Source organism: Pseudomonas sp. ABFPK, assembly GCF_001586765.1.
Taxonomy (GTDB): Bacteria; Pseudomonadota; Gammaproteobacteria; order Pseudomonadales; family Pseudomonadaceae; genus Aquipseudomonas; species Aquipseudomonas asiatica.
The window spans coordinates 40,359-61,420 of the sequence record NZ_LQXW01000022.1 but is presented as its reverse complement, the minus strand read 5'-3'; the positions used below and the strand labels follow the sequence as shown (position 1 = coordinate 61,420).

Annotated in this window: 18 protein-coding genes and 1 tRNA gene; 11 read left to right on the top strand and 8 right to left on the bottom strand. The window is 63.3% G+C overall.

Annotated features, from left to right (window positions below; all coding sequences use genetic code 11):
- The first annotated feature begins 222 nt into the window (after window positions 1–222).
- Window positions 223–1,797, top strand: a complete 1,575-nt coding sequence (mqo, locus tag WM94_RS15300; protein ID WP_039614119.1) for a malate dehydrogenase (quinone) — start codon at window positions 223–225, stop codon at window positions 1,795–1,797.
- A 138-nt stretch (window positions 1,798–1,935) separates the two neighbouring features.
- On the opposite strand, the gene WM94_RS15295 is transcribed toward mqo, so the two are convergent.
- A tRNA-Pro gene (locus WM94_RS15295) sits at window positions 1,936–2,012 on the bottom strand.
- An 80-nt stretch (window positions 2,013–2,092) separates the two neighbouring features.
- A complete protein-coding gene (locus WM94_RS15290) occupies window positions 2,093–2,314 on the bottom strand; it encodes a YgdI/YgdR family lipoprotein (protein ID WP_013971697.1) in 222 nt (73 codons plus the stop codon).
- Window positions 2,315–2,502: 188 nt separating this feature from the next.
- Between WM94_RS15290 and moaB the strand changes: the two genes are divergently transcribed.
- Window positions 2,503–3,042: a molybdenum cofactor biosynthesis protein B gene (gene moaB, locus WM94_RS15285; protein ID WP_013971698.1), complete on the top strand. Its 540-nt coding sequence runs from the start codon at window positions 2,503–2,505 to the stop codon at window positions 3,040–3,042.
- 22 nt (window positions 3,043–3,064) lie between these two features.
- On the top strand, window positions 3,065–4,252 hold the full coding sequence (gene glp, locus WM94_RS15280; protein WP_061551580.1) for a gephyrin-like molybdotransferase Glp: 1,188 nt from the start codon (window positions 3,065–3,067) through the stop codon (window positions 4,250–4,252).
- Here the strand turns inward: glp and WM94_RS15275 are convergent.
- Entirely contained in the window at window positions 4,241–5,488 is a 1,248-nt protein-coding gene (locus tag WM94_RS15275) for a glycosyltransferase family 4 protein (protein WP_039614121.1), read from the bottom strand. The genes glp and WM94_RS15275 overlap by 12 nt on opposite strands.
- A 405-nt stretch (window positions 5,489–5,893) precedes the next feature.
- On the opposite strand from WM94_RS15275, the gene yegS reads away from it, so the two are divergent.
- On the top strand, window positions 5,894–6,781 hold the full coding sequence (gene yegS / locus WM94_RS15270) for a lipid kinase YegS (RefSeq protein WP_061551576.1): 888 nt from the start codon (window positions 5,894–5,896) through the stop codon (window positions 6,779–6,781).
- Here the strand turns inward: yegS and WM94_RS15265 are convergent.
- The 3 genes from WM94_RS15265 to WM94_RS15250 all read right to left on the bottom strand — a co-directional run bounded on the left by WM94_RS15265 (window position 6,765) and on the right by WM94_RS15250 (window position 9,195).
- Window positions 6,765–7,424, bottom strand: coding sequence for a response regulator transcription factor (locus tag WM94_RS15265; RefSeq protein WP_061551575.1), 660 nt, complete (start codon window positions 7,422–7,424; stop codon window positions 6,765–6,767). The genes yegS and WM94_RS15265 overlap by 17 nt on opposite strands.
- A complete protein-coding gene (locus WM94_RS15260) occupies window positions 7,414–8,310 on the bottom strand; it encodes a sensor histidine kinase (protein WP_061551574.1) in 897 nt (298 codons plus the stop codon). Before WM94_RS15260 ends, WM94_RS15265 begins: the two co-directional genes overlap by 11 nt.
- 375 nt (window positions 8,311–8,685) lie before the next feature.
- Window positions 8,686–9,195: a hypothetical protein gene (locus tag WM94_RS15250; protein WP_039614126.1), complete on the bottom strand. Its 510-nt coding sequence runs from the start codon at window positions 9,193–9,195 to the stop codon at window positions 8,686–8,688.
- Between the two features lie 350 nt (window positions 9,196–9,545).
- Here WM94_RS15250 and WM94_RS15245 point away from each other — a divergent pair, with 350 nt between their 5' ends.
- Together WM94_RS15245 and WM94_RS15240 are read left to right on the top strand one after the other, a co-directional pair.
- Window positions 9,546–10,481: a chemotaxis protein CheV gene (locus WM94_RS15245; protein ID WP_015269524.1), complete on the top strand. Its 936-nt coding sequence runs from the start codon at window positions 9,546–9,548 to the stop codon at window positions 10,479–10,481.
- Window positions 10,482–10,537: 56 nt separating this feature from the next.
- On the top strand, window positions 10,538–11,341 hold the full coding sequence (locus tag WM94_RS15240) for an MOSC domain-containing protein (RefSeq protein WP_061551572.1): 804 nt from the start codon (window positions 10,538–10,540) through the stop codon (window positions 11,339–11,341).
- A gap of 129 nt (window positions 11,342–11,470) precedes the next feature.
- Here WM94_RS15240 and WM94_RS15235 read toward each other — a convergent pair whose 3' ends face one another.
- Window positions 11,471–13,396, bottom strand: a complete 1,926-nt coding sequence (locus tag WM94_RS15235; RefSeq protein WP_061302839.1) for a transglycosylase SLT domain-containing protein — start codon at window positions 13,394–13,396, stop codon at window positions 11,471–11,473.
- 221 nt (window positions 13,397–13,617) lie between these two features.
- Here WM94_RS15235 and WM94_RS15230 point away from each other — a divergent pair, with 221 nt between their 5' ends.
- Complete coding sequence (locus tag WM94_RS15230; protein ID WP_024086579.1) at window positions 13,618–15,546, top strand: ATP-binding cassette domain-containing protein; 1,929 nt, start codon at window positions 13,618–13,620, stop codon at window positions 15,544–15,546.
- 125 nt (window positions 15,547–15,671) lie between these two features.
- On the opposite strand, the gene WM94_RS15225 is transcribed toward WM94_RS15230, so the two are convergent.
- Entirely contained in the window at window positions 15,672–16,112 is a 441-nt protein-coding gene (locus tag WM94_RS15225; RefSeq protein ID WP_013971709.1) for a universal stress protein, read from the bottom strand.
- A 110-nt stretch (window positions 16,113–16,222) separates the two neighbouring features.
- On the opposite strand from WM94_RS15225, the gene WM94_RS15220 reads away from it, so the two are divergent.
- The 4 genes from WM94_RS15220 to WM94_RS15205 all read left to right on the top strand — a co-directional run bounded on the left by WM94_RS15220 (window position 16,223) and on the right by WM94_RS15205 (window position 20,972).
- Entirely contained in the window at window positions 16,223–16,660 is a 438-nt protein-coding gene (locus WM94_RS15220; protein ID WP_061551571.1) for a hypothetical protein, read from the top strand.
- 628 nt (window positions 16,661–17,288) lie between these two features.
- Window positions 17,289–19,436 (top strand): fatty acid oxidation complex subunit alpha FadB, encoded by a 2,148-nt coding sequence (gene fadB, locus WM94_RS15215; protein ID WP_061551570.1) that lies wholly within the window; start codon window positions 17,289–17,291, stop codon window positions 19,434–19,436.
- A 31-nt stretch (window positions 19,437–19,467) separates the two neighbouring features.
- Window positions 19,468–20,643 carry an acetyl-CoA C-acyltransferase FadA gene (gene fadA / locus WM94_RS15210; RefSeq protein WP_013971712.1) on the top strand — a complete coding sequence of 392 codons (1,176 nt, stop codon included), beginning with the start codon at window positions 19,468–19,470 and terminating at the stop codon, window positions 20,641–20,643.
- Window positions 20,644–20,720: 77 nt separating this feature from the next.
- Window positions 20,721–20,972 carry a DUF1653 domain-containing protein gene (locus WM94_RS15205; RefSeq protein WP_023661154.1) on the top strand — a complete coding sequence of 84 codons (252 nt, stop codon included), beginning with the start codon at window positions 20,721–20,723 and terminating at the stop codon, window positions 20,970–20,972.
- Window positions 20,973–21,062: the final 90 nt, after the last annotated feature.

The window sequence follows — 21,062 nt, the reverse complement described above, 5'->3', positions numbered from 1 at the left end:
TATCGCAGGGGGCTGCTTTGCAGCCCATCGCGACACAAGGCCGCTCCTACAAGGGCAGCGCAAGGCGGGGAAATCCGCCATTTCATTGCAGTGCATCCGGCCCCCCTGGCGGATTGTCGCCATGCTCCCCGTCGCCCGCCCCCTGTATTCACTGCTCCAGACCCAGTTGGCACGTTCCCTGCTCAAGGCGGCGCGCGTGTACACAACAACTGGATAACATCAATGAAGAAATTCCTGCTGACGTTCCTCTGCCTGGGCGTCATCGGCTGCTCCAAACCCGCGGAACCGGAAAAGACCGTCGACGTGCTGCTGATCGGCGGTGGCATCATGAGTGCCAGCCTGGGCACCTACCTCACCGAGCTGGAGCCCTCCTGGAAGATCGACGTCTACGAGCGCCTGGACCAGGTGGCCGAAGAAAGCTCCAATGCCTGGAACAACGCCGGCACCGGTCACTCCGCGTTCTGCGAGTTGAACTACACCAGTGTGGGCAAGGACGGCAATATCGATATCAGCAAGGCCGTGGGGGTCAACGAGCAGTTCGAGGTGTCCAAGCAGTTCTGGGCCTACCAGGTCGAGCAGGGCGTGCTGAGCAACCCGAAGTCGTTCATCAACAACGTGCCGCACATGAGCTTTGTCTGGGGTGACGACAACGTCGCCTTCCTGCACAAGCGCGTCGACGCCCTGCAGCACAGCTCGCTGTTCCGCGGCATGGAAATCTCCGAAGACCACGAGCAGATCCGCAAGTGGGCGCCGTTGGTGATGGAGGGCCGTGACCCGGGGCAGAAGGTCGCCGCCACGCGCATGGCCATCGGTACCGACGTGAACTTTGGCGAAATCACCCGCCAGTTGTTCGCCGCGATGACCCGCAACCCCAATGTGTCGCTGAACCTGCGCCATGAGGTACGTGACATCGTGCGCAACGACGACGGCACCTGGCATGTGCGGGTGGCCGATCTGGCCAACGGCGGCGAGGAAAAGGCCGTCAATGCCCGCTTCGTGTTCATCGGTGCCGGTGGTGGCGCGCTGAAGCTGCTGCAGAAGTCGGGCATCCCTGAAGCCGAAGGCTATGCCGGCTTCCCGGTCGGTGGTCAGTTCCTGATGACCGACAACCCCGACCTGGTCGCCCGCCACCAGGCCAAGCTGTACGGCAAGGCCTCGGTTGGCGCGCCGCCGATGTCGGTACCGCACCTGGACACGCGGATGATCGATGGCAAGCAGGTGCTGCTGTTCGGCCCGTTCGCCACCTTCTCCACCAAGTACCTCAAGCACGGCTCGCTGCTGGACATGTTCGCCTCGCTGAACAGCCACAACGTGCTGCCGATGGTCAATGCCGGTATCGACAACATCGACCTCAGCACCTACCTGATGGGGCAGCTGATGCTCAGTTTCGATGACCGCATGAACGCGCTGCGCGAGTACTTCCCCAACGCCAAGAACGAAGACTGGAAGCTGCTGCAGGCCGGCCAGCGGGTGCAGGTGATCAAGAAGGACCCGGTCCTGGGCGGTGTGCTGCAGTTCGGTACTGAAGTGGTGGCGGCGCAGGACGGCAGCATCGCTGCGTTGCTGGGAGCTTCGCCGGGGGCCTCGACAGCGGCGCCGATCATGCTGACCGTGCTGGAAAAGACCTTCAAGGACCGTATCCAGTCGCCAGCCTGGCAGGCCAGGCTCAAGGAAATCGTGCCGAGCTATGGGCAAAAGCTGAACAACAACCTGGCGCTGACCAACCAGACCCGGGCATGGAGCAGCGAGCGCCTGCAGTTGCTGTATGTGCCGGTGGAGGCCGAGGTGTCGCACTGACCTGCACAAGTTGTTGGGGGCTGCCTTGCAGCCCTTTCGCGACACCAGGCCGCTCCCACAAGGGGGGGCGCGCTGGGGCCGGGCACTTTTCAACGCACAACAAAAAGCCCGCACAAGGCGGGCTTTTTGATGAGGATTTGGTCGGAGAGACAGGATTCGAACCTGCGGCCTTCTCGTCCCGAACGAGACGCGCTACCTGGCTGCGCTACACTCCGATGAAGGAAATCCTACTGCATACTTTTTTTGCACGCAAGCCCTTGTTGTTAAAAGGGCCTTGGCAAAAAACAGGCTGCGATCAGAGCTCTTTGACGGTGCGGATCTGGTCCTTGTTCAGGCGCGTGCGCTTGCCGTCCAGCTGCTCGAATTCGTAGAAACCGGAGTCTTCATCGTACTTCGGTGTGTCGGTGGCCTGGATTTCGCGACCGTCGTTCAGGGTAATGACGGTTGGCGATGCGCAGCCAGCGAGGGCGCCCAGGCCCAGGGCGAGCAGGAAGGCGGGTAGGGTCCGTTGAATCATCGTGTTTCTCCAGTGCGATGGTGCTAGATGACATTAAGACGCAGGGCGTCCACGCAAGTTCCGTCTACAGTGCAGCATAGCGGCAAACCTGTGGCATTGATCGAGGGCAAGGGCCACGGGCGTCAAGCTGTGATGGGCGCGTGCTGTGTTATAACTGCGGCCATCCCATCTTCTTGTGACGGACCCCCATGAAAGCCAAGGCAGATACCCCCTTCGTGCCGCTGAACATCGCCGTGCTCACAGTCAGCGACACCCGCACCTTCGACACCGATACCTCCGGACAGATGTTCGTCGACCGCCTGAGCGCGGCTGGCCATCGCCTGGCCGAGCGCGTGCTGCTGAAAGACGACCTGTACAAGATTCGCGCCCAGGTCGCCACCTGGATTGCCGATGACAGCGTGCAGGTGGTGCTGATCACCGGCGGCACCGGCTTTACCGGCCGCGACAGCACGCCCGAGGCCGTCGCCTGCCTGCTGGACAAGCAGGTAGAAGGCTTTGGTGAGCTGTTCCGGCAGATTTCCGTGGCTGACATCGGCACCTCCACCGTTCAGTCGCGCGCCCTGGCCGGGCTGGCCAACGGTACCCTGGTGTGCTGCCTGCCGGGTTCGACCAACGCGGTGCGCACCGGTTGGGACGGTATCCTCGCCGAGCAGCTGGATGCCCGCCATCGCCCGTGCAACTTCGTGCCGCACCTGAAGCAGGCAGCGGCCTGCGACAGCCGTGGCTGAGGTTACCCAGGCCCGGCCGCTGATGCCGGTAGAGCAGGCCCTGGAGCAGTTGCTGGCATTGGCCGAAGCGGCACCGATCCGTGACACAGAGAACCTGCCACTGGCCGAGGCCGAAGGCCGTGTGCTGGCCACCCACCTGGTGGCCTCGCTCGACCTGCCGCCTTGGCCGAACAGCGCCATGGACGGTTACGCCCTGCGCCTGGCCGACTGGCAGGGCGAACCGCTGCCGGTCAGCCAGCGGATTTTCGCCGGCCATGCGCCGCAGCCGCTGCAGCCGGGTACCTGCGCACGCATCTTCACCGGGGCGCCGCTGCCCGGAGGTGCCGACTGCGTCGAAATGCAGGAAAACACCGAAGTGGCGGAGGATGGGCGGGTACGCTTTCTCGAAGCGCTGAAGACCGGGCAGAACATTCGTCCCCAGGGCCAGGAAACCCGCAAGGGCGAACAGGTGATGAGCGCCGGCACCCGGCTGGGGCCGATCGAGCTGGGCCTGGCCGCGACCTTGGGCCACGGCCGGCTGGATGTGGTGCGCAAGGTGCGGGTGGCGGTGTTGTCCACCGGTGACGAACTGGTCGAACCTGGCCTGCCGCTGGGGCCGGGGCAGATCTACAACAGTAACCGCCGACTGCTGGTCAGCTGGTTGCAGCGGCTGGGCTGCGAGGTGGTCGATGCGGGCATCCTGCCGGATGACCTGGCACGCACCCGCACCAGCCTGGCCGAACTGGGCGATGTCGACCTGATCCTGTCCACCGGCGGTGTCTCGGTGGGTGAGGCCGACTACCTCGGTGCCGCCCTGCGCGAAGCCGGCGAGCTGGCTTTGTGGAAGCTGGCGATCAAACCGGGCAAGCCGCTGACCTTCGGCCACTTCCAGGGCGTGCCGGTAATCGGCCTGCCGGGTAACCCGGCCTCGACCCTGGTCACCTTCGGCCTGCTCACCCGGCCGTACTTGTTGCGGCGTCAGGGCGTGACCGATGTCACGCCGTTGCGCTTTGACATGCCGGCCGGCTTTGACTGGCCCAAGGCCGGCACGCGCCGCGAGTACCTGCGCGCCCGCATCGAGCAAGGCCAAGTGCGTATCTACAAGAACCAGAGTTCGGGCGTACTGCGCAGTGCGGCCTGGGCCGAGGGGCTGGTAGAAGTGCGTGAAGGCAGTACACCGAAGCAGGGTGACAGCGTGCCCTTCATTCCCTTCAGCGAACTACTTGGCTGAACGGCCCAGCCAGGCACTGGCCAGCGGCGCGGCCTCGACCGGTGCCGCCAGGGCCAGGCGCATGTGCACGTTCTCCAGTTGCTGGGCGGCCACGCTCCAGTCGTGGCGCTGGCGGGCAAACTGGCGCCCGGCGTCGCTCAACTGGCTCATGCGCCAGGGCTGGTTGAGCAACTGGGTGATCAGCAGCGCCAACTGGTCGCCATCCTCACTGCCCAAGTAGTGCTCACCGTTGTTCGCGGCCAGGCCTGAAACGCCCTTGCCGGTGGTGATTACCGGCAAGCCGGCGGCCATCGCTTCGAGGATTTTCACCTTGGAGCCACCGGCATAGCGCAGTGGTGCGAAGAACAGTGCCGAGCGCCGCTGCAGTTCACGCAGGTCGGGGCGGTAGCCGAACCATTCGATGCGTGGGTCGTTCCAGTGCAGTTTCCAGCTCGCCGGCATGGCATGCCCGGCAATCGCCAGGCGTACCGCCGGGTTGCTCATCCATACCTGCGGCATGATGTCTTCCAGCGCCCATTCGATGGCCTCCAGGTTGGCGCCATACTCGAAGTTGCCAACGAACAGCAGGCGCTGGCTGTGCAGCGCCGGTTGCACGTGCTGGTAGAAATCACAGTCCACGCCATTGACCACCACGTTCACCGGGCGCCCGCTGATTTGCGTTATCAGCTCGGCATCGTGGGCGCTGACTGCCACCAGTTCGGTGGGTTGGTGCAATACCCGCTGTTCCCAGCGTCGATAACGCCAGCGGTCGAAGGCGTTGAGCGGGCGCAGCCACAGCGGCAGGCGATCGTGGTTGGCGCCCCCCATCACTGATTCCAGGGTGTGCTCGCTGAGCATGTACGGCAGCCCGCGTGCCTGCAGGGCTTTTTCGAAGGGCTGGAAACTGTAGCTGTGCTCGATCTGGATCACGTCCCAGGGCTCGTCCAGCAATTGCTCGAAGCGGTGCCGCAGGCAAGGGGCCAGACCATTGATAATTGCGCGCATGGGGTAAGCGATGATCGGCGAGGCCAGCAGGTTGAGCGGGCTGTGCAGGGGGCGGCGGGGCAGCACGATCAGGCGCTCGAGCAGCGGTTCCAGGGCCTCGCGGGCGGCATCGTCGAGGGGGATCTTCGATTGCACCAGCAGGGTAATCCGGTGGCCCCGCTGTGCCAGTGCGCGTATCAGGTGGTATTGCCGGGTCTTGCTGCCGCTGGTGGTCGGCCAAGGCAGGTACGGCAGTGTCCAGAGAATGCGCATGACCCGAAATCCTCGCTAAAGGCTGCGGATAGCAAGACGCGCCCTTGGGCAGCAGTGGTAGAACCACTGCCGGGGCGCGTCCATGGCAAGAAAGTGTATCTGCTGAGCATAGCCGTGCATTGCCAGGCGTGTGGGAAAAGACCGGCCAACGCTTGTCGGTTGACGTCCGGCCCACACGGTCAATTTTGTGGGAGCGGCCTTGTGTCGCGATAGGGGTGCGAAGCGGCCCCACATTTTCAGCTTCGCTGCGGAGATTGCCGGGGCCGCTCTGCGGCCCTATCGCGACACAAGGCCGCTCCCACAAAAATTGATCGCGCTGGCCTGCTATTTTTGGGGGCGCATGCAACGATCCGCGATTGCGGAGGGTCGAGATCTGGGTTGATCACTTCACGGAGGCGCACAAACATGCGAGCGGGCAAGGCAATGCTGATCCTGCATGGCAAGCAGGCGATGAATGAAGACTTGCGCAGCGCCGTGCATGATCTGCGCGACAGCGGCTGGGTGCTGGATGTGCGGGTCACCTGGGAGGCCGGTGACGCCCAGCGGCTGGTCACCGAGGCGCTGGCCGCCGGCTACGATCACATCGTCGCCGGAGGTGGGGATGGCACGCTGCGTGATGTCGCCGAGGCCATGGGGCTGGCAGGTACCCAGGCCAGCCTGGCGTTGTTGCCGCTGGGCACGGCCAACGATTTTGCCAAGGCCGCCGGCATACCCCTGGAGCCTGCCACGGCCCTGGCCTTGCTGAACATACCCGCACGGCCGATAGACCTGGGCCAGGCTGGTGACCAGCTGTTCCTCAACATGGCCACGGGCGGTTTTGGCAGCCAGGTCACGGCCAATACCTCTGAAGACCTGAAGAAAGTACTGGGTGCGGCCGCCTACCTGTTCACCGGGTTGTCGCGCTTCAGCGAACTGCAGGCAGCCTCGGTAGAGCTGCAAGGGCCAGGCTTCGACTGGCAGGGTGACCTGCTGGCGCTGGGGATCGGCAACGGCCGCCAGGCCGGGGGTGGGCAAGTGCTGTGCCCCGAGGCCCTGGTGGACGACGGCTTGCTCGATATCGCCATCCTGCCGGCACCACAGGAGATGGTTGGGGCGCTGCGTGAGCTGTTGGCTGGCAACGGGTTGTTAGTCAGGGCCAGGTTGCCCTGGGTGGAGATCAAGTGCTCGCAGGGGCTGGACATCAACCTCGATGGCGAGCCAGTGCAGGCCGAAAAGTTACGCTTCCAGGCCAAGCCCGCTGCACTGCGGCTACACCTGCCGGAGGGGTCTCCGTTGCTCAGTCGTCCAGGCTGATGATTTTCTCGCGCACGGCGAACAGCACCAGGCCGGCCACGTCATGGATTTGCAGGCGTTTCATGACCTGCGAGCGGTGGGTTTCCACGGTCTTGATCGACAGGCCCAGGCCGGTGGCGATTTCCCGGGTGGACTTGCCACGCACGATCAGGCGCAGGATCTCCAGCTGTCGCGCCGTGAGATTATGCCGCTCGCCAGCTGGTTGCTTGCCCTGCCTGGTGTGCTGCAGCGCCTGGTTGATGACCGTATGGGCGACGGCTGGGCTGAGGTAGCGCTCGCCGTTGCGCACCGCGGCCAGGGCCTGTTCCAGCTCGGTGGCGCTGGTGTCCTTGAGCAGGTAGCCGTGGGCGCCACTCTCCAGTGCCCGCATGATCAGGTCCGGGTCGGTGTGCATCGACAGGATCAACACCTTGCAGGTGCTGCCGCTGGCGCGCAGTTGGGTGAGGGCGTCCAGGCCGCTGGTCGAGCGCATGGAGATGTCCAGCAAGACGATGTCCGGCGCCAGCGTGCGCACCTGTTCGAGCAACTGGCTGCCGTCGTCGGCTTCACCGATCACCTCATAGCCGGGAATGTCGCACACCAGTGCGCGCACACCGGCGCGAATCAGCGAGTGGTCGTCTACCAGCAGCAGTCTACAGGTCATGGGTTGCGGTGCTCCTGGCGCGTTGCTGGGTGCGCGGTGGCCATGGGAACATCGCCTCGATGTGCGTGCCCAGGCCGAGCTGGCTGGTGATGTCCAGGCTGCCCTGCAACGCGGTTACCCGCTCCTGCATACCGGCCAAGCCCCGCTGGCCTGCTTCGGCCGGTTGCCTGGCGGGCACGAAGCCGCGGCCATCGTCTTGGATCGACAACGCCAACCCCTCGGGGGTGCGCTGCAGGCGGATGACCAGATTGCGTGCCTGGGCGTGGCGCAGCATGTTGGTCACGGCTTCCTGGGTAATGCGGAACACGGCCATGGCCACGGCCTCGTCGATGCCCCCCAGGCGCTGGTTGCATGCCAGGCTCCAGTGAACGTCGCTGTTGCCCAGGGTGCGCACCAGGTGTGCGCGCAGGCTGGCTTCCAGGCCCAGGCTGGCCAACTGCCGCGGGTTGAGCAGGGCGGAGACATCGCGCACGTTGCCCAAGGTGTCATCCAGCGTGCTGCGCAGGGCGTCGCAGTGGCCTTGCAGCTCGTCGGGCATGCGCTTCTGCAGCCACTGCAACTGAAGCTTGGCGGCGGTGAGCAACTGGCCGATGTCGTCGTGCAGTTCCCGGCTCAGGTGCTGGCGCTCGCCTTCCTGGACTTTGAGCATGCGCTCGGCCAGTTCCGCCGGGCGCAGACTGATCGACCTGGCACCCAGGGCCAGGTGCACGGTAGCGCCCAGTGTGGCGGCCAGTTGCAGCACCAGCAGGCTGGCCGGAATCACATGATCGGCCAGGTACAGCAACAGGTTGGCGACCAGCGAGGCAATGCACAGCCCGACAGTCGCCCAGCGCAGCACGGTAGTATGGGAGCAGCACAGCAAAGAAGTCTTCAAGCGTGGAAGCATAGGTAGGGAAGCCACTGAAGTATTGCTGATGGAGGCCTTGCACAATCCATGTCAGAGGCTTTGGAGCAGTACTTGCCGTTTTCTTTCAAACACGTGATCTTGCGACCTTGCTGCAGGCCGCAAGCATTTGTGGGGGCGCATATTACCACTTCGCAGTGCATCGGTCGCGGTCGGCTAACGCCATGAAACGCCGACGGGGCGGGCGCGGGAGGGTGGCAAAGTGCCGCTTTGCTTGATCGCGCAACATGCACTTGCCATCGAACTTGTGCGCCGTTGATTCAACTTGGCCCCCCGCAACCTGAAAAACCTCGAGAATTTTCCAGGTTCGGCCAGGATGGGCTTGAATGAGCGTGCCCGACTGCATTTTGCGCCAGTTCAATAGGTGGCAGATGAGCGGCCGGAGTGCGTGCTGCCTGCCGTCTCGGAATGCGGGTGAATGCACACGCTGCCTTGCTCGTCGCAGGGTGTGCAAGGTTGTGCAAACGTTTGCTGCACGGCCTTGGCCAGTTCACCCAGCAGCACCAACTGCTCGCCGATGTCCAGATTGAGCCGTCCGGTGCAAGGGTCTACCAGTTCCAGCTGCCAGGCCAGCAAGGTCAGGCAGGCCCCTACCGCGGGCAGGGCTTCGCGCTGCAGGCAACCGACCTGGCAGGCCGGTGCCAGCAATTGCTGCAGGGCGGTGGTGTAATGGGCGACTTCGCGCAGGCCCAGATGTGCGGCCTGTCGAGCGAGGTTGTCGAGGGCATTTTCCAGGCAGTGGCAAGCATCCGGGTCGTTGTCGATCAGTTCCAGATGCTGCAGGCATTCCTGAGCCTGGGTCAGCAGTACCTGCGCATCCAGCAGGAACCCCTGCAGGGCGTTATCGAACGACAAGGCGCTGTCCATCATGATGCCCCCGCGCGTGGGACTGGCACAGGGGACGGGCACGCCAAAACGATAGCTAGCAAAAGCCTGACTCCATTCATGCAATGAGAATGGCGTCACATTAATGGCTAAAGGATATCGCGAACATCAGGTCGCACCCGATTGTAGCTAAGGGTTTCCCTGATAAGGGCCTCAGATGGGGAACTTTTGCTGTCCCGCTGAATCACCCGCGCCTCCCGCAGTAAAGCATGATGGTAAAGTGATATCAATTGCCTTCACGGCATTTTCCCGCAAGGGTCAAGGTGTGCGTGAAGCCGCCGATACAGGGTGGATGATTTCACTTTTTCCGACTCAAGCCTGGGGGCTTTCCAATGGCTGGCATTCTCGACACAGTAGACCAACGCACGCAACTGGTGGGTGAGAACCGCCTGGAAATCCTGATGTTTCGCCTGGCCGGCCGCCAGTTGTTCGCGATCAACGTGTTCAAGGTGCAGGAAGTGCTGCAGCTGCCCAAGTTGACCCTGATGCCCCAGCGCCACGCTTTCGTCTGCGGTGTGGTCAACCTGCGCGGCCAGACCCTGCCGGTGATCGACCTGTCCCAGGCGATCGGCATGCGCCCGCTGCAGCCGGGGCCGGACAGCACCATCATCGTCACCGAATACAACCGCTCGGTGCAGGCTTTCCTGGTGGGCGGTGTCGACCGTATCGTCAACATGAACTGGGAGGCGATCATGCCGCCGCCGTCCAGCGCCGGGCGCCAGCATTACCTGACGGCCATCACCAAGGTCGATGACAAGCTGGTGGAAGTGATCGACGTGGAGAAGGTGCTGGCCGAGATCGTGCCCTACAACGCCCGGGTTTCCGGCGACAAACTCGCCGACCCGGTGCTGGCCCGGGCCCGCGGCCGCGAAGTGCTGCTGGTGGACGATTCCAGCGTGGCCCTGGCGCAATTGCGCGACACCCTGTCCCAGCTGGGCGTGAAGCTGCACGTGGCCAGTGATGGCCTGAAGGCGCTGCGCATGCTCAAGGGCTGGGCCGACGCTGGTGAGGATGTGTGCGAGAAGCTGCTGATGGTGTTCACCGACGCCGAGATGCCGGAAATGGATGGCTACCGGTTGACCACCGAGATCCGTGGCGATGCCCGTTTGCGCCAGCTGTACGTGGTGTTGCACACCTCGCTGTCGGGTAGTTTCAACGAATCCATGGTGAAGAAGGTGGGCTGCGACAACTTCCTGTCCAAGTTCCAGCCCGATCGCCTGGTCGACGTGGTCAAGCAACGCCTGTTGCTGGATGCCGCTACCGCGTGATCCCGCCCCCTGCGGGGTATAAGCTTGGCGTTTTGGCATGACGCGAGGCGGCAGGGATGTTTCTTAGTGAGCTGTATCGGTACCCGGTGAAGTCCGGGCAGGCGCAACGCCTGCAGGCTTCAGCGGTAGGGTTGCTGGGGTTGCAGGGCGACCGGCGCTGGATGGTGGTGGAGGAAGAAAATGGACGCTTCCTTACCCAGCGCGCCTGGCCTCATCTAGGCCAGATCAAGGCAAGTGATGATGACAGCGGCCAGTTGCTGCTGGAATCACCTGGGCAAACTCCCTTGCGGGTACCTGTGCCACCTGCCGATGACGCCCTGCGCTGCGTGACCATCTGGCGCGATACCTTGCGTGTGCCGGATGCGGGCGATGCGGCGGCGGCCTGGCTGAGCCAGCTGCTGGGCAAGGCCGTGCGCCTGGTGCATTGCCCGGAGCAGCGCGCGCGTTACTTGCCCAATGGCTATGGCTTCAACAGTGACCGGGCGGCGTTCCCGGACGGTTTCCCTTTATTGCTGATCGGTCAGGGTTCGCTGGACGAACTCGACCGGCGTATCGGACGGCCCATAGAGATGCTGCGCTTTCGGCCCAACCTGGTGGTGCAGGGGGCTGAACCGTTTGCCGAAGATGGCTGGAAGCGGATTCGTATCGGCAGCCTGGAGTTTCGCGTGCTCAAGCCCAGTGTGCGCTGCATCTTTACCACCATCGACCCGGTTACCGGCGAGCGCAGCGAGGACCGCGAGCCGATGGCCACGCTCAGGACCTTCCGTGAGAAGGAGGGGGATGTGCTGTTCGGGCAGAACCTGGCGGTGGATGGCAGTGGGTGGTTGGAGGTAGGGATGCAGGTCGAAATCCTGGAGTAGCTGTGTTGCCTGTGCCGGCCTCTTCGCGGGTAAACCCGCTCCCACAGATACTGCACCGCATTCAGGACCGGTGAAATATCTGTGGGAGCGGGTTTACCCGCGAAGAGGCCGGCGCAGGCTCACCAGTAATCACATGTCATCGAAATACCGCTCATGCCAATCCACCAGCGGCTGCGGCGAGTTCAGCTTCTGCCCATAGATCACCGAATACGACAGTACGTTCTGCACATACTGGCGCGTTTCGTCGAACGGGATCGACTCCACCCACACATCGAAGCTCAGGTGCTTGGCGCCTTTGAGCCACTGCCGCACGCGCCCGGGCCCGGCGTTGTAGGCTGCCGAAGCGAGTACCCGGTTGCCGTTGAACTGGCTGTGCACCTGGCTCAGGTAGGCCGCACCCAGCTGGATGTTCTTGTCCGGGTTGAGCACCTGCGCCGGTGATGCCAGCGGGATACTGAACTTGCGCGCGGTTTCCTTGGCCGTGGCCGGCATCAACTGCATCAGGCCGCTGGCACCGACCGGGGAACGGGCATCCTCCATGAACGCACTTTCCTGGCGGGTAATGGCGAATACCCAGCTTGAATGCAGGCCGCGGACCTTGGCCTCGCGCACCAGGGTGTCGCGGTGGGCCATCGGGAAGCGGATGTCCAGGTCGTCCCAGTACTGCGCCTGGCTGATGGTGCGAATGGCCGGGAAGTACCAGCGCAGGTCGTAGCCCAGGCGCGCCTGGGCGACCATTTCGTCGCGGCTGAAGTGGCGGCTGACGTGGTACCACTCGCGGCGACCTTCGACGATCTGGCCACGGGCGTGGAACTCCAGGGCACGGCGGATGCCCGGGGTGTTGCGGACTTTGTTGACCAGCTGTGGGCTGAGCACCAGCGGCTTGTTGTTCAGCTGGTAAGGGGTTTGTGCCCGGTCGGCAGCGAGGAAACCGTAGAAGTCACGCTCGCGCGCCACGGTCTTGTACAGCAGCGGGATCTGTGGGTTGTTCGGCTGTGCCAGCTCCAGGCTGCGCGCCTGCCAGTACTTCCAGCGGCTGCTGTTGGCCAGGTCCTGGGGCAGGCGGCGGGTCAGCTCGTAGGCGTCTTCCCAGCGGCCCAGGCGCAGCAGCAGGCGCAGGCGCCATTCGCTGACGGTGTTGTCACGCAGCTCGGGGTCGTAACGGGTCATCAGGTCGAGCGCGCGCGGGTCGTAGCGGCGCGCCAGGGTCAGGCCGATTTCGCGGGCGATGGCCACCTTCTCGTCGCGTGAAAAGTGCATGCGCTGGGCGTAGTCGTCGAGCAGCGCCATGGCCCGCTCCGGGTCCTGTCGGGCAAGGCGGCGCAGGCCGAGGCTGACCACGTCGGACATGGCTTCGTTGGCCGGGGTGAAGCGCGACGGCTGGTTGAGCAGCTCGGGTTTCTGCGCCACCTCTACCAGCAGGCGCCCCTGCGGCGCGAGGGTGGTCAGGGTCTTGACCAGGTTGTTGGCCAGGCCGTAGTTGCGCGCCTGGGCCGCCAGCTTGGTGCGTTGCCAGCGCTTGGCCTCGGTCAGTTGGCCCTCGGCCGCCCACATGCCGAACAGTGTGTCGCAGGTAGCCGGCTGCGACTTGCCGACGTTCCACAGTTTGTCGGCCGTGGCAAAACCCTCGGCGCGCAGGCCGTGGCTGAGCTGGTACTGGCCGTTGAGGCAGTCCAGTTCGGTGAAGTTGAGCTTGGGGTCGTAGTACTTGACGAAAGTGTTCCATTCGCCGCGTTCGGCCAGCCAGCGCAACCAGCGCAGTTTCATCCAGTTGGCCTGGGGCAGGTCGCCATGCTTGGCAAGGAAGCCTTCGATTTCCTGATTGCTCGCGGTTTTCAGGCGGGCGGTGAGTTCGTCGTAGGCCAGGTAGGGCGTCAGCGGGTAGTCGCTGAGGGCCTGGGCATAGCGCAGATAGGGGCCTTTGTCGCCTTTGGCCAGCGCGCGCTTGGCCTCGTCATAGTACTGGCGTTGCAGGGTAAGATCGGCGGCCTGCGCCGCGCAGGTGGCGGCGGTGAGCAGCAGGCAGGATGCAATATGTAACAGGCGGCTGCGCATGATACGTCCGGGCAGTTGAACCATGGGGAAGTGACGGCGGAGCCAGCACTGTTGGAAGCTATTGCCTTAGCTTAGCTGTTTGCCGGCGGCGGGTGAAAGCACTGTGCTTGTATCGGGATATTAAGTTCGACCAGATGTCGCAAAGCCCTTGCCGGATGGCCAGGCGGATGCCGTCGAGGGCCAAGTCAGGTAGAATGCGCGCCCGATTTATGGAGACCAACATGACCCTGCTCAAATTCAGCGATGTGTCCCTCGCATTCGGCGCCATGCCGCTGCTGGACAAAGTGTCCTGGCAGATCGCTCGTGGCGAGCGGGTGTGCATCATCGGCCGCAACGGCACCGGCAAGTCGAGCATGCTGCGCCTGGTCAAGGGCGAGCAGAAGGGCGACGACGGCGAAATCTGGCGTGCCCCGGGCCTGAAGATCGGCGAGCTGCCGCAGGAGCTGCCGGTGGCCGACGAGCGCACGGTGTTCGACGTGGTGGCCGCAGGCCTGGATGGTGTGGGCGATCTGCTGGCGCAGTTCCATCACCTGAGCCTGAACATCCAGGGTGATGAAGACCTGGAAAAACTCATGCACGTCCAGCACGAGCTGGAAGCCCGTGACGGCTGGCGCCTGCAGCAGGTGGTGGAAAGCACCCTCAGCCGCCTGCAGCTGCCGGCCGACAAGACCCTGGCCGAACTGTCCGGTGGCTGGCGCCGCCGCGTGCTGCTGGCCCAGGCGCTGGTGTCGGAGCCCGACCTGCTGCTGCTCGACGAGCCGACCAACCACCTGGACATCGGTGCCATCGCCTGGCTCGAAGAGGCCCTGCGCGGCTTCAATGGCGCGGTATTGTTCATCACCCACGACCGTTCGTTCCTGCAGAACCTGGCCACCCGCATCCTGGAACTGGACCGCGGCGGCCTGATCGACTGGAACGGCGACTATGCCAGCTTCCTGGTGCACAAGGAGGCCGCGCTGGCCGCCGAGGAAACCGCCAACGCGTTGTTCGACAAGCGTCTGGCCCAGGAAGAGGTATGGATTCGCCAGGGCATCAAGGCCCGCCGTACCCGCAACGAAGGCCGCGTACGCGCACTGAAGGCCCTGCGCGTGGAGCGCAGCGAGCGCCGCGAGCGCCAGGGCAAGGCCAACATCCAGATCGAGGCGGCGGAAAAGTCCGGCAAGCAGGTAATGGTGCTGGAGAACGTCAGCTTCCATCACCCGGAAGGGCCTGTGCTGGTCAAGGACTTCTCCATGGTCCTGCAGCGTGAGGACCGCATCGGCCTGCTGGGCGCGAATGGTACCGGCAAGACCACGTTGCTAAAGCTGATGCTCGGTGACCTGGAGCCGACCGCAGGCAAGGTCGAGCGCGGCACCAAGCTGGAAGTGGCCTATTTCGACCAGATGCGCCACCAGCTCGACCTGGAAAAGACCGTTATCGACAACCTGGCCGAAGGCCGGGACTTCATCGAGATCGACGGCCAGAACCGCCATGTGCTGAGCTACCTGGGCGATTTCCTGTTCAGCCCTCAGCGTGCCCGTACGCCGGTCAAGGCGCTCTCGGGTGGCGAGCGGGCACGGCTGTTGCTGGCCAAGCTGTTCAGCAAGCCGGCCAACCTGCTGGTGCTTGACGAGCCGACAAACGACCTGGACGTGGAAACCCTCGAGCTGCTCGAGGAGGTGCTGTCCAACTACAAGGGCACCGTGCTGATGGTCAGCCACGACCGGGCCTTCCTCGACAACGTCGTCACCAGCACCCTGGTGTTCGAAGGCGAGGGCAAGGTGCGTGAATACGTCGGTGGTTACGAGGACTGGATTCGCCAAGGGGGCTCACCGAAGCTGCTGGGCGTGACCGAGAGCAAGGGCGGCAAGTCCGAGCTCAACAGCGCGGTGGTGGAGAAGGTAGAGGCCAAGCCGGCGCCTGCGCAGGTTGCAGTGGTGGCTGATGGTTCGAAGAAGAAGCTCAGCTACAAGCTGCAACGTGAGCTGGAAATGCTGCCGGGGCAGATCGACGAGCTGGAGCAGCGCATGGCCGAGGCCCAGGAAGAAGTGAATGCGGCGGGCTTCTATCAGCGGCCGATTGCGGAAACGTCGGCAGTGCTGGCGAAGATCGAGAAGCTGCAGGGTGAGCTGGATGTGCTGGTGGAGCGCTGGGCCGAGCTGGAAGGCTGATCGGCGTTAGCCTGGCCCGGCCTCTTCGCGGGTGAACCCGCTCCCACAAGGACCGCACCGCTGTTGAGCACGGTGCAGTACCTGTGGGAGCGGGTTCACCCGCGAAAGGGCCGGCACCGGTTGAATCATTCCTTCTTCTGCAAGCGCACCGCCAGTACATCGCAGGGCGCCCCATGCAGCACGTCATTGGCCGTGGACCCCAGCAGCAACGCCAGGCCATGACGGCCATGGCTGCCGACCACGATCAGGTCGCACTTCTGGTCCTTGGCCAGTTGGTGAATCTCCTGGCGGGGCTGGCCATAGGTCAGGTGCGAGTCGCCGCGGTGGATGTCCGGGTATTTGTTGAACAGGCGGTCCATGCGTTCCTTGGCCTGGTCGAACTGCTGCTGTTGCAGCTGCGACAGGTCCATCGGCACGTCGCCGCCGAACGCCATGGCCATCGGCTCGACGATGTGTACCAGCGAAACCTTGGCATTCGACGGCGCGGCCAGCGCCATGGCGCGCTTGATCACCGGGTCGCATTCTTCGGTCAGGTCGACGGCGACCAGAAGATGTTCGTAGGACATGAGCGGAACTCCTGACAATCGCGATAGAAGAAGTATGGTCGCTTTCGGGCGGGTCTTCCGTGAAAAATGGCTAACCAGCTCATTTGCAACGTTTTATGGGAACTACTGATATGACGGTATTGCTGGTGGTGTCAATCCTCGCGCTGATTCTCAGCCCGCTTTCCTGGCTGCGCACCTCGCGCAAGCAGAGCGAGCAGATGAAGCTGCGCCTGGAGGCTCGGCGCATGGGTTTGGCCATGCAGCTGGCGCCGCAGCAGTGGCCGCACTGGCTGGAAAAGGAGCCGCCAAGCCCGTGCCCGCAATACCACCGGGCCCGTCGCCGCGGGCATGAGGACAGCTTCTGCTTCTGGCAGATCACCCCGGGGGTGTGGTGGAACCAGTGGCGTGAACCCTGCGAGGACCCACGCTTCATGGAGGCCTTGGCACGCTTGCCGGCGAGTGTCTACAAGGTCGAGGCCGATGCCCGGATGATCGCGCTGTACTGGACCGAACGGGGTGATACCGCTGTGTTGCAGGATATTGCCCACGTCCTCGAAACCCTGGCCTGAACTCCAGCCTCTGCTTCACTGGTGACGCCTGTAGGAGCAGCCTTGTGCTGCGAAGAGGCCTGTATGCCTGATACAGATGGCTGGATGTGTCGACCCTTTCGCAGCGCAAGGCTGCTCCTACAGGCACGGCGCATCTCCTGACGGCGTTAAACGACAAAGCGGCGGCTTGGCCGACCCCTGAAGGGGTGGGGTGCCAAGTCGCCGCTTTGCGTTCTGCTGCGCAGAAAAGGCCAGGCAGGCCGGGTATGCATTCAAGCAAGTGCCAGTGTAGCCGTTGGAGACCGCCGCGCAAGGCAAAAGCTGCAGCATTCTTCTGCGGTTCATGGTCAATCGCCGACATGAATGGTCAGCAATCACTGTCATCATGTTTTGTACCGGGACGCTACAGAATGACCGGAAAGTCGTGTTTTCACCTTGCTCGCGAGCATTTGACAACGCCGATCTTTTCGGAGAATGTGTGCACACCCAAATCAAACGGGCGTATGAATTGAGCGTTTGTATGTCATGACGCCAAGCCATACTTCCGACTAGCGCGCTGACGGGTGTGCCTGGGGCAGGGCAGCTAGGCCTGCTTTTGCCGCAGCGATCGGCGTGTACAGTTCAGCTTCCATATCGTGGAGATCAGTTGATGATTTACGAAGGTAAAGCCATCACGGTTAAGGCTCTTGAAAGTGGCATCGTCGAGCTCAAGTTCGACCTCAAGGGTGAGTCCGTCAACAAGTTCAACCGCCTGACCCTGAACGAACTGCGCCAGGCCGTCGATGCCATCAAGGCCGACGCCTCGGTCAAGGGCGTGATCGTCAGCAGTGGCAAGGACGTGTTCATCGTCGGCGCCGACATCACCGAGTTCGTCGACAACTTCAAGCTGCCCGAGGCCGAACTGGTCGCCGGCAACCTGGAAGCCAACCGCATTTTCAACGCCTTCGAAGACCTCGAAGTGCCGACCGTCGCCGCCATCAACGGCATCGCCCTGGGCGGCGGCCTGGAAATGTGCCTGGCCGCCGACTACCGGGTCATGTCCACCAGCGCCAAGATCGGCCTGCCGGAAGTCAAGCTGGGTATCTACCCGGGCTTCGGCGGCACCGTGCGCCTGCCGCGCCTGATCGGTTCGGACAACGCCATCGAATGGATCGCCGCCGGCAAGGAAAACCGTGCCGAGGACGCCCTGAAAGTGGGTGCCGTCGACGCCGTGGTCGCGCCTGAACTGCTGATGGCCGGTGCCCTTGACCTGGTCAAACGCGCCATCAGTGGCGAGCTGGACTACAAGGCCAAGCGCCAGCCCAAGCTGGAAAAGCTCAAGCTCAACGCCATCGAGCAGATGATGGCCTTCGAGACTGCCAAGGGCTTCGTCGCCGGCCAGGCCGGCCCTAACTACCCAGCCCCGGTCGAAGCCATCAAGACCATCCAGAAGGCTGCCAACTTCGGTCGTGACAAGGCCCTGGAAGTCGAAGCCGCAGGCTTCGCCAAGCTGGCCAAGACCTCGGTTGCCGAAAGCCTGATCGGCCTGTTCCTCAACGACCAGGAACTCAAGCGCAAGGCCAAGGCGCATGACGAAATCGCCCACGACGTGAAGCAGGCCGCCGTGCTCGGCGCCGGCATCATGGGTGGCGGCATCGCCTACCAGTCGGCGGTCAAGGGCACCCCGATCCTGATGAAGGACATCCGCGAGGAGGCCATCCAGCTGGGCCTGAACGAGGCCTCCAAGCTGCTCGGCAACCGCGTCGAGAAGGGCCGCCTGACCCCGGCCAAGATGGCCGAGGCACTCAACGCCATTCGCCCGACCCTGTCCTATGGCGACTTCGCCAATGTCGACATCGTCGTCGAGGCCGTGGTCGAGAACCCGAAAGTCAAGCAGGCCGTGCTGGCTGAAGTGGAAGCCCAGGTGAAGGACGATGCGATCCTCGCTTCCAACACCTCGACCATTTCCATCAACCTGCTGGCCAAGGCGCTCAAGCGCCCGGAAAACTTCGTCGGCATGCACTTCTTCAACCCGGTGCACATGATGCCGCTGGTGGAAGTCATCCGTGGCGAGAAGTCCAGTGAAGTGGCGGTTGCCACCACCGTGGCCTACGCCAAGAAAATGGGCAAGAACCCGATCGTGGTCAACGACTGCCCGGGCTTCCTGGTCAACCGCGTGCTGTTCCCGTACTTCGGCGGCTTCGCCAAGCTGGTGAGTGCCGGTGTCGACTTCGTGCGTATCGACAAGGTCATGGAGAAGTTCGGCTGGCCGATGGGGCCGGCGTACCTGATGGACGTGGTCGGCATCGACACCGGCCACCACGGCCGCGACGTGATGGCCGAAGGGTTCCCGGACCGCATGAAGGACGAGCGCCGCTCGGCCGTTGACGCACTGTACGAGGCCAACCGCCTGGGCCAGAAGAACGGCAAGGGCTTCTACGCCTACGAAACCGACAAGCGCGGCAAGCCGAAGAAGGTCGCCGACGCCACCGTGCTCGACGTGCTCAAGCCGATCGTCTACGAGCAGCGTGAAGTCACCGACGAAGACATCATCAACTGGATGATGGTCCCGCTGTGCCTGGAGACCGTGCGCTGCCTGGAAGACGGCATCGTCGAAACCGCCGCCGAAGCCGACATGGGCCTGGTCTACGGCATTGGCTTCCCTCCCTTCCGCGGTGGTGCGCTGCGCTACATCGACTCGATCGGTGTGGCCGAATTCGTTGCCCTGGCCGATCAGTATGCCGACCTGGGGCCGCTGTACCACCCGACCGCCAAGCTGCGTGAAATGGCCAAGAACGGCCAGCGCTTCTTCAACTGAGCGGTCAACGAGCTAGAGCGAGAGATTTGATATGAGCCTGAATCCAAGAGACGTGGTGATTGTCGACTTCGGTCGCACGCCGATGGGCCGCTCCAAGGGTGGCATGCACCGCAATACCCGCGCCGAAGACATGTCGGCGCACCTGATCAGCAAGCTGCTGGAACGCAACGACAAGGTCGACCCGAAAGAAGTCGAGGACGTGATCTGGGGCTGCGTCAACCAGACCCTCGAGCAGGGCTGGAACATCGCCCGCATGGCCTCGCTGATGACCCAGATCCCGCACACCTCCGCGGCGCAGACCGTCAGCCGCCTGTGCGGCTCGTCGATGAGCGCGCTGCACACCGCAGCCCAGGCGATCATGACCGGCAACGGTGATGTATTCGTGGTCGGTGGCGTGGAGCACATGGGCCACGTCAGCATGATGCATGGCGTCGACCCCAACCCGCACCTGTCCTTGCATGCTGCCAAGGCTTCCGGGATGATGGGCCTGACCGCGGAAATGCTCGGCAAGATGCACGGCATCACCCGTGAGCAGCAGGACCTGTTCGGCCTGCGTTCGCACCAGCTGGCCCACAAGGCCACGGTAGAAGGCAAGTTCAAGGATGAAATCATCCCGATGCAGGGCTACGACGAGAACGGCTTCCTGAAGGTGTTCGATTTCGACGAAACCATTCGCCCGGAAACCACCCTCGAAGGCCTGGCATCGCTGAAGCCGGCGTTCAACCCGAAAGGCGGTACCGTCACTGCCGGTACCTCGTCGCAGATCACCGACGGTGCATCGTGCATGATCGTCATGTCCGGCCAGCGCGCCATGGACCTGGGTATCCAGCCATTGGCGGTCATCCGTTCCATGGCGGTAGCTGGTGTCGACCCGGCAATCATGGGCTACGGCCCGGTGCCGTCGACCCAGAAAGCCCTCAAGCGTGCTGGCCTGACCATGGCCGACATCGACTTCATCGAGCTCAACGAAGCCTTCGCTGCACAGGCCCTGCCAGTGCTCAAAGACTTGAAAGTACTCGACAAGATGGATGAGAAGGTTAACCTGCACGGCGGCGCCATTGCCTTGGGCCACCCGTTCGGTTGCTCCGGGGCACGGATTTCCGGCACCCTGCTCAACGTCATGAAGCAGAATGGCGGTACCCTGGGGGTGGCGACCATGTGTGTCGGCCTCGGCCAAGGTATCACCACTGTCTTCGAACGCGTCTGATCGCGTAGCGGGACAGCGACCGGGGCCTTGTGCCCCGGTTTTGTTTTTTACAGGTTTTATTCAAGAGGGTGGGCAACATGCAGATACAACCAGGCGTATACCGGCATTACAAAGGGCCTGAGTACCGTGTCTTCAGTGTTGCGCGGCACTCCGAGAGCGAAGAGTGGATGGTGTTCTACCAATGCCTGTATGGTGATTACAGCTTCTGGGTACGGCCACTTTCGATGTTCCAGGAGTCCGTCGAGGTTGACGGCGAGCAGGTGCCACGCTTTGCTTTGGTCAAGGCCGAAGAGGGGCTGCCCGGGTTGCTGGGCAAGTCGCACGAGTGATAGTCCGAACTTGACCTCACACTTTTGCCACTATATATAGCGGTGCCGCGTCTGGCACCTGACGCGTTTTTCATCTTCAGATTCAGGAAT

What these genes read in the sequence shown, in the direction of transcription:
- WM94_RS15205 (WP_023661154.1), top strand. Translation starts at nt 20,721, where the DNA reads ATGCAGATACAACCAGGCGTATACCGGCATTACAAAGGGCCTGAGTAC.
- mqo (WP_039614119.1), top strand. Translation starts at nt 223, where the DNA reads ATGAAGAAATTCCTGCTGACGTTCCTCTGCCTGGGCGTCATCGGCTGC.
- WM94_RS15220 (WP_061551571.1), top strand. Translation starts at nt 16,223, where the DNA reads ATGACGGTATTGCTGGTGGTGTCAATCCTCGCGCTGATTCTCAGCCCG.
- WM94_RS15245 (WP_015269524.1), top strand. Translation starts at nt 9,546, where the DNA reads ATGGCTGGCATTCTCGACACAGTAGACCAACGCACGCAACTGGTGGGT.
- WM94_RS15235 (WP_061302839.1), bottom strand. Translation starts at nt 13,396, where the DNA reads ATGCGCAGCCGCCTGTTACATATTGCATCCTGCCTGCTGCTCACCGCC.
- WM94_RS15265 (WP_061551575.1), bottom strand. Translation starts at nt 7,424, where the DNA reads ATGACCTGTAGACTGCTGCTGGTAGACGACCACTCGCTGATTCGCGCC.
- fadB (WP_061551570.1), top strand. Translation starts at nt 17,289, where the DNA reads ATGATTTACGAAGGTAAAGCCATCACGGTTAAGGCTCTTGAAAGTGGC.
- WM94_RS15260 (WP_061551574.1), bottom strand. Translation starts at nt 8,310, where the DNA reads ATGCTTCCACGCTTGAAGACTTCTTTGCTGTGCTGCTCCCATACTACC.
- WM94_RS15240 (WP_061551572.1), top strand. Translation starts at nt 10,538, where the DNA reads ATGTTTCTTAGTGAGCTGTATCGGTACCCGGTGAAGTCCGGGCAGGCG.
- fadA (WP_013971712.1), top strand. Translation starts at nt 19,468, where the DNA reads ATGAGCCTGAATCCAAGAGACGTGGTGATTGTCGACTTCGGTCGCACG.
- moaB (WP_013971698.1), top strand. Translation starts at nt 2,503, where the DNA reads ATGAAAGCCAAGGCAGATACCCCCTTCGTGCCGCTGAACATCGCCGTG.
- yegS (WP_061551576.1), top strand. Translation starts at nt 5,894, where the DNA reads ATGCGAGCGGGCAAGGCAATGCTGATCCTGCATGGCAAGCAGGCGATG.
- glp (WP_061551580.1), top strand. Translation starts at nt 3,065, where the DNA reads ATGCCGGTAGAGCAGGCCCTGGAGCAGTTGCTGGCATTGGCCGAAGCG.
- WM94_RS15290 (WP_013971697.1), bottom strand. Translation starts at nt 2,314, where the DNA reads ATGATTCAACGGACCCTACCCGCCTTCCTGCTCGCCCTGGGCCTGGGC.
- WM94_RS15275 (WP_039614121.1), bottom strand. Translation starts at nt 5,488, where the DNA reads ATGCGCATTCTCTGGACACTGCCGTACCTGCCTTGGCCGACCACCAGC.
- WM94_RS15230 (WP_024086579.1), top strand. Translation starts at nt 13,618, where the DNA reads ATGACCCTGCTCAAATTCAGCGATGTGTCCCTCGCATTCGGCGCCATG.
- WM94_RS15225 (WP_013971709.1), bottom strand. Translation starts at nt 16,112, where the DNA reads ATGTCCTACGAACATCTTCTGGTCGCCGTCGACCTGACCGAAGAATGC.
- WM94_RS15250 (WP_039614126.1), bottom strand. Translation starts at nt 9,195, where the DNA reads ATGGACAGCGCCTTGTCGTTCGATAACGCCCTGCAGGGGTTCCTGCTG.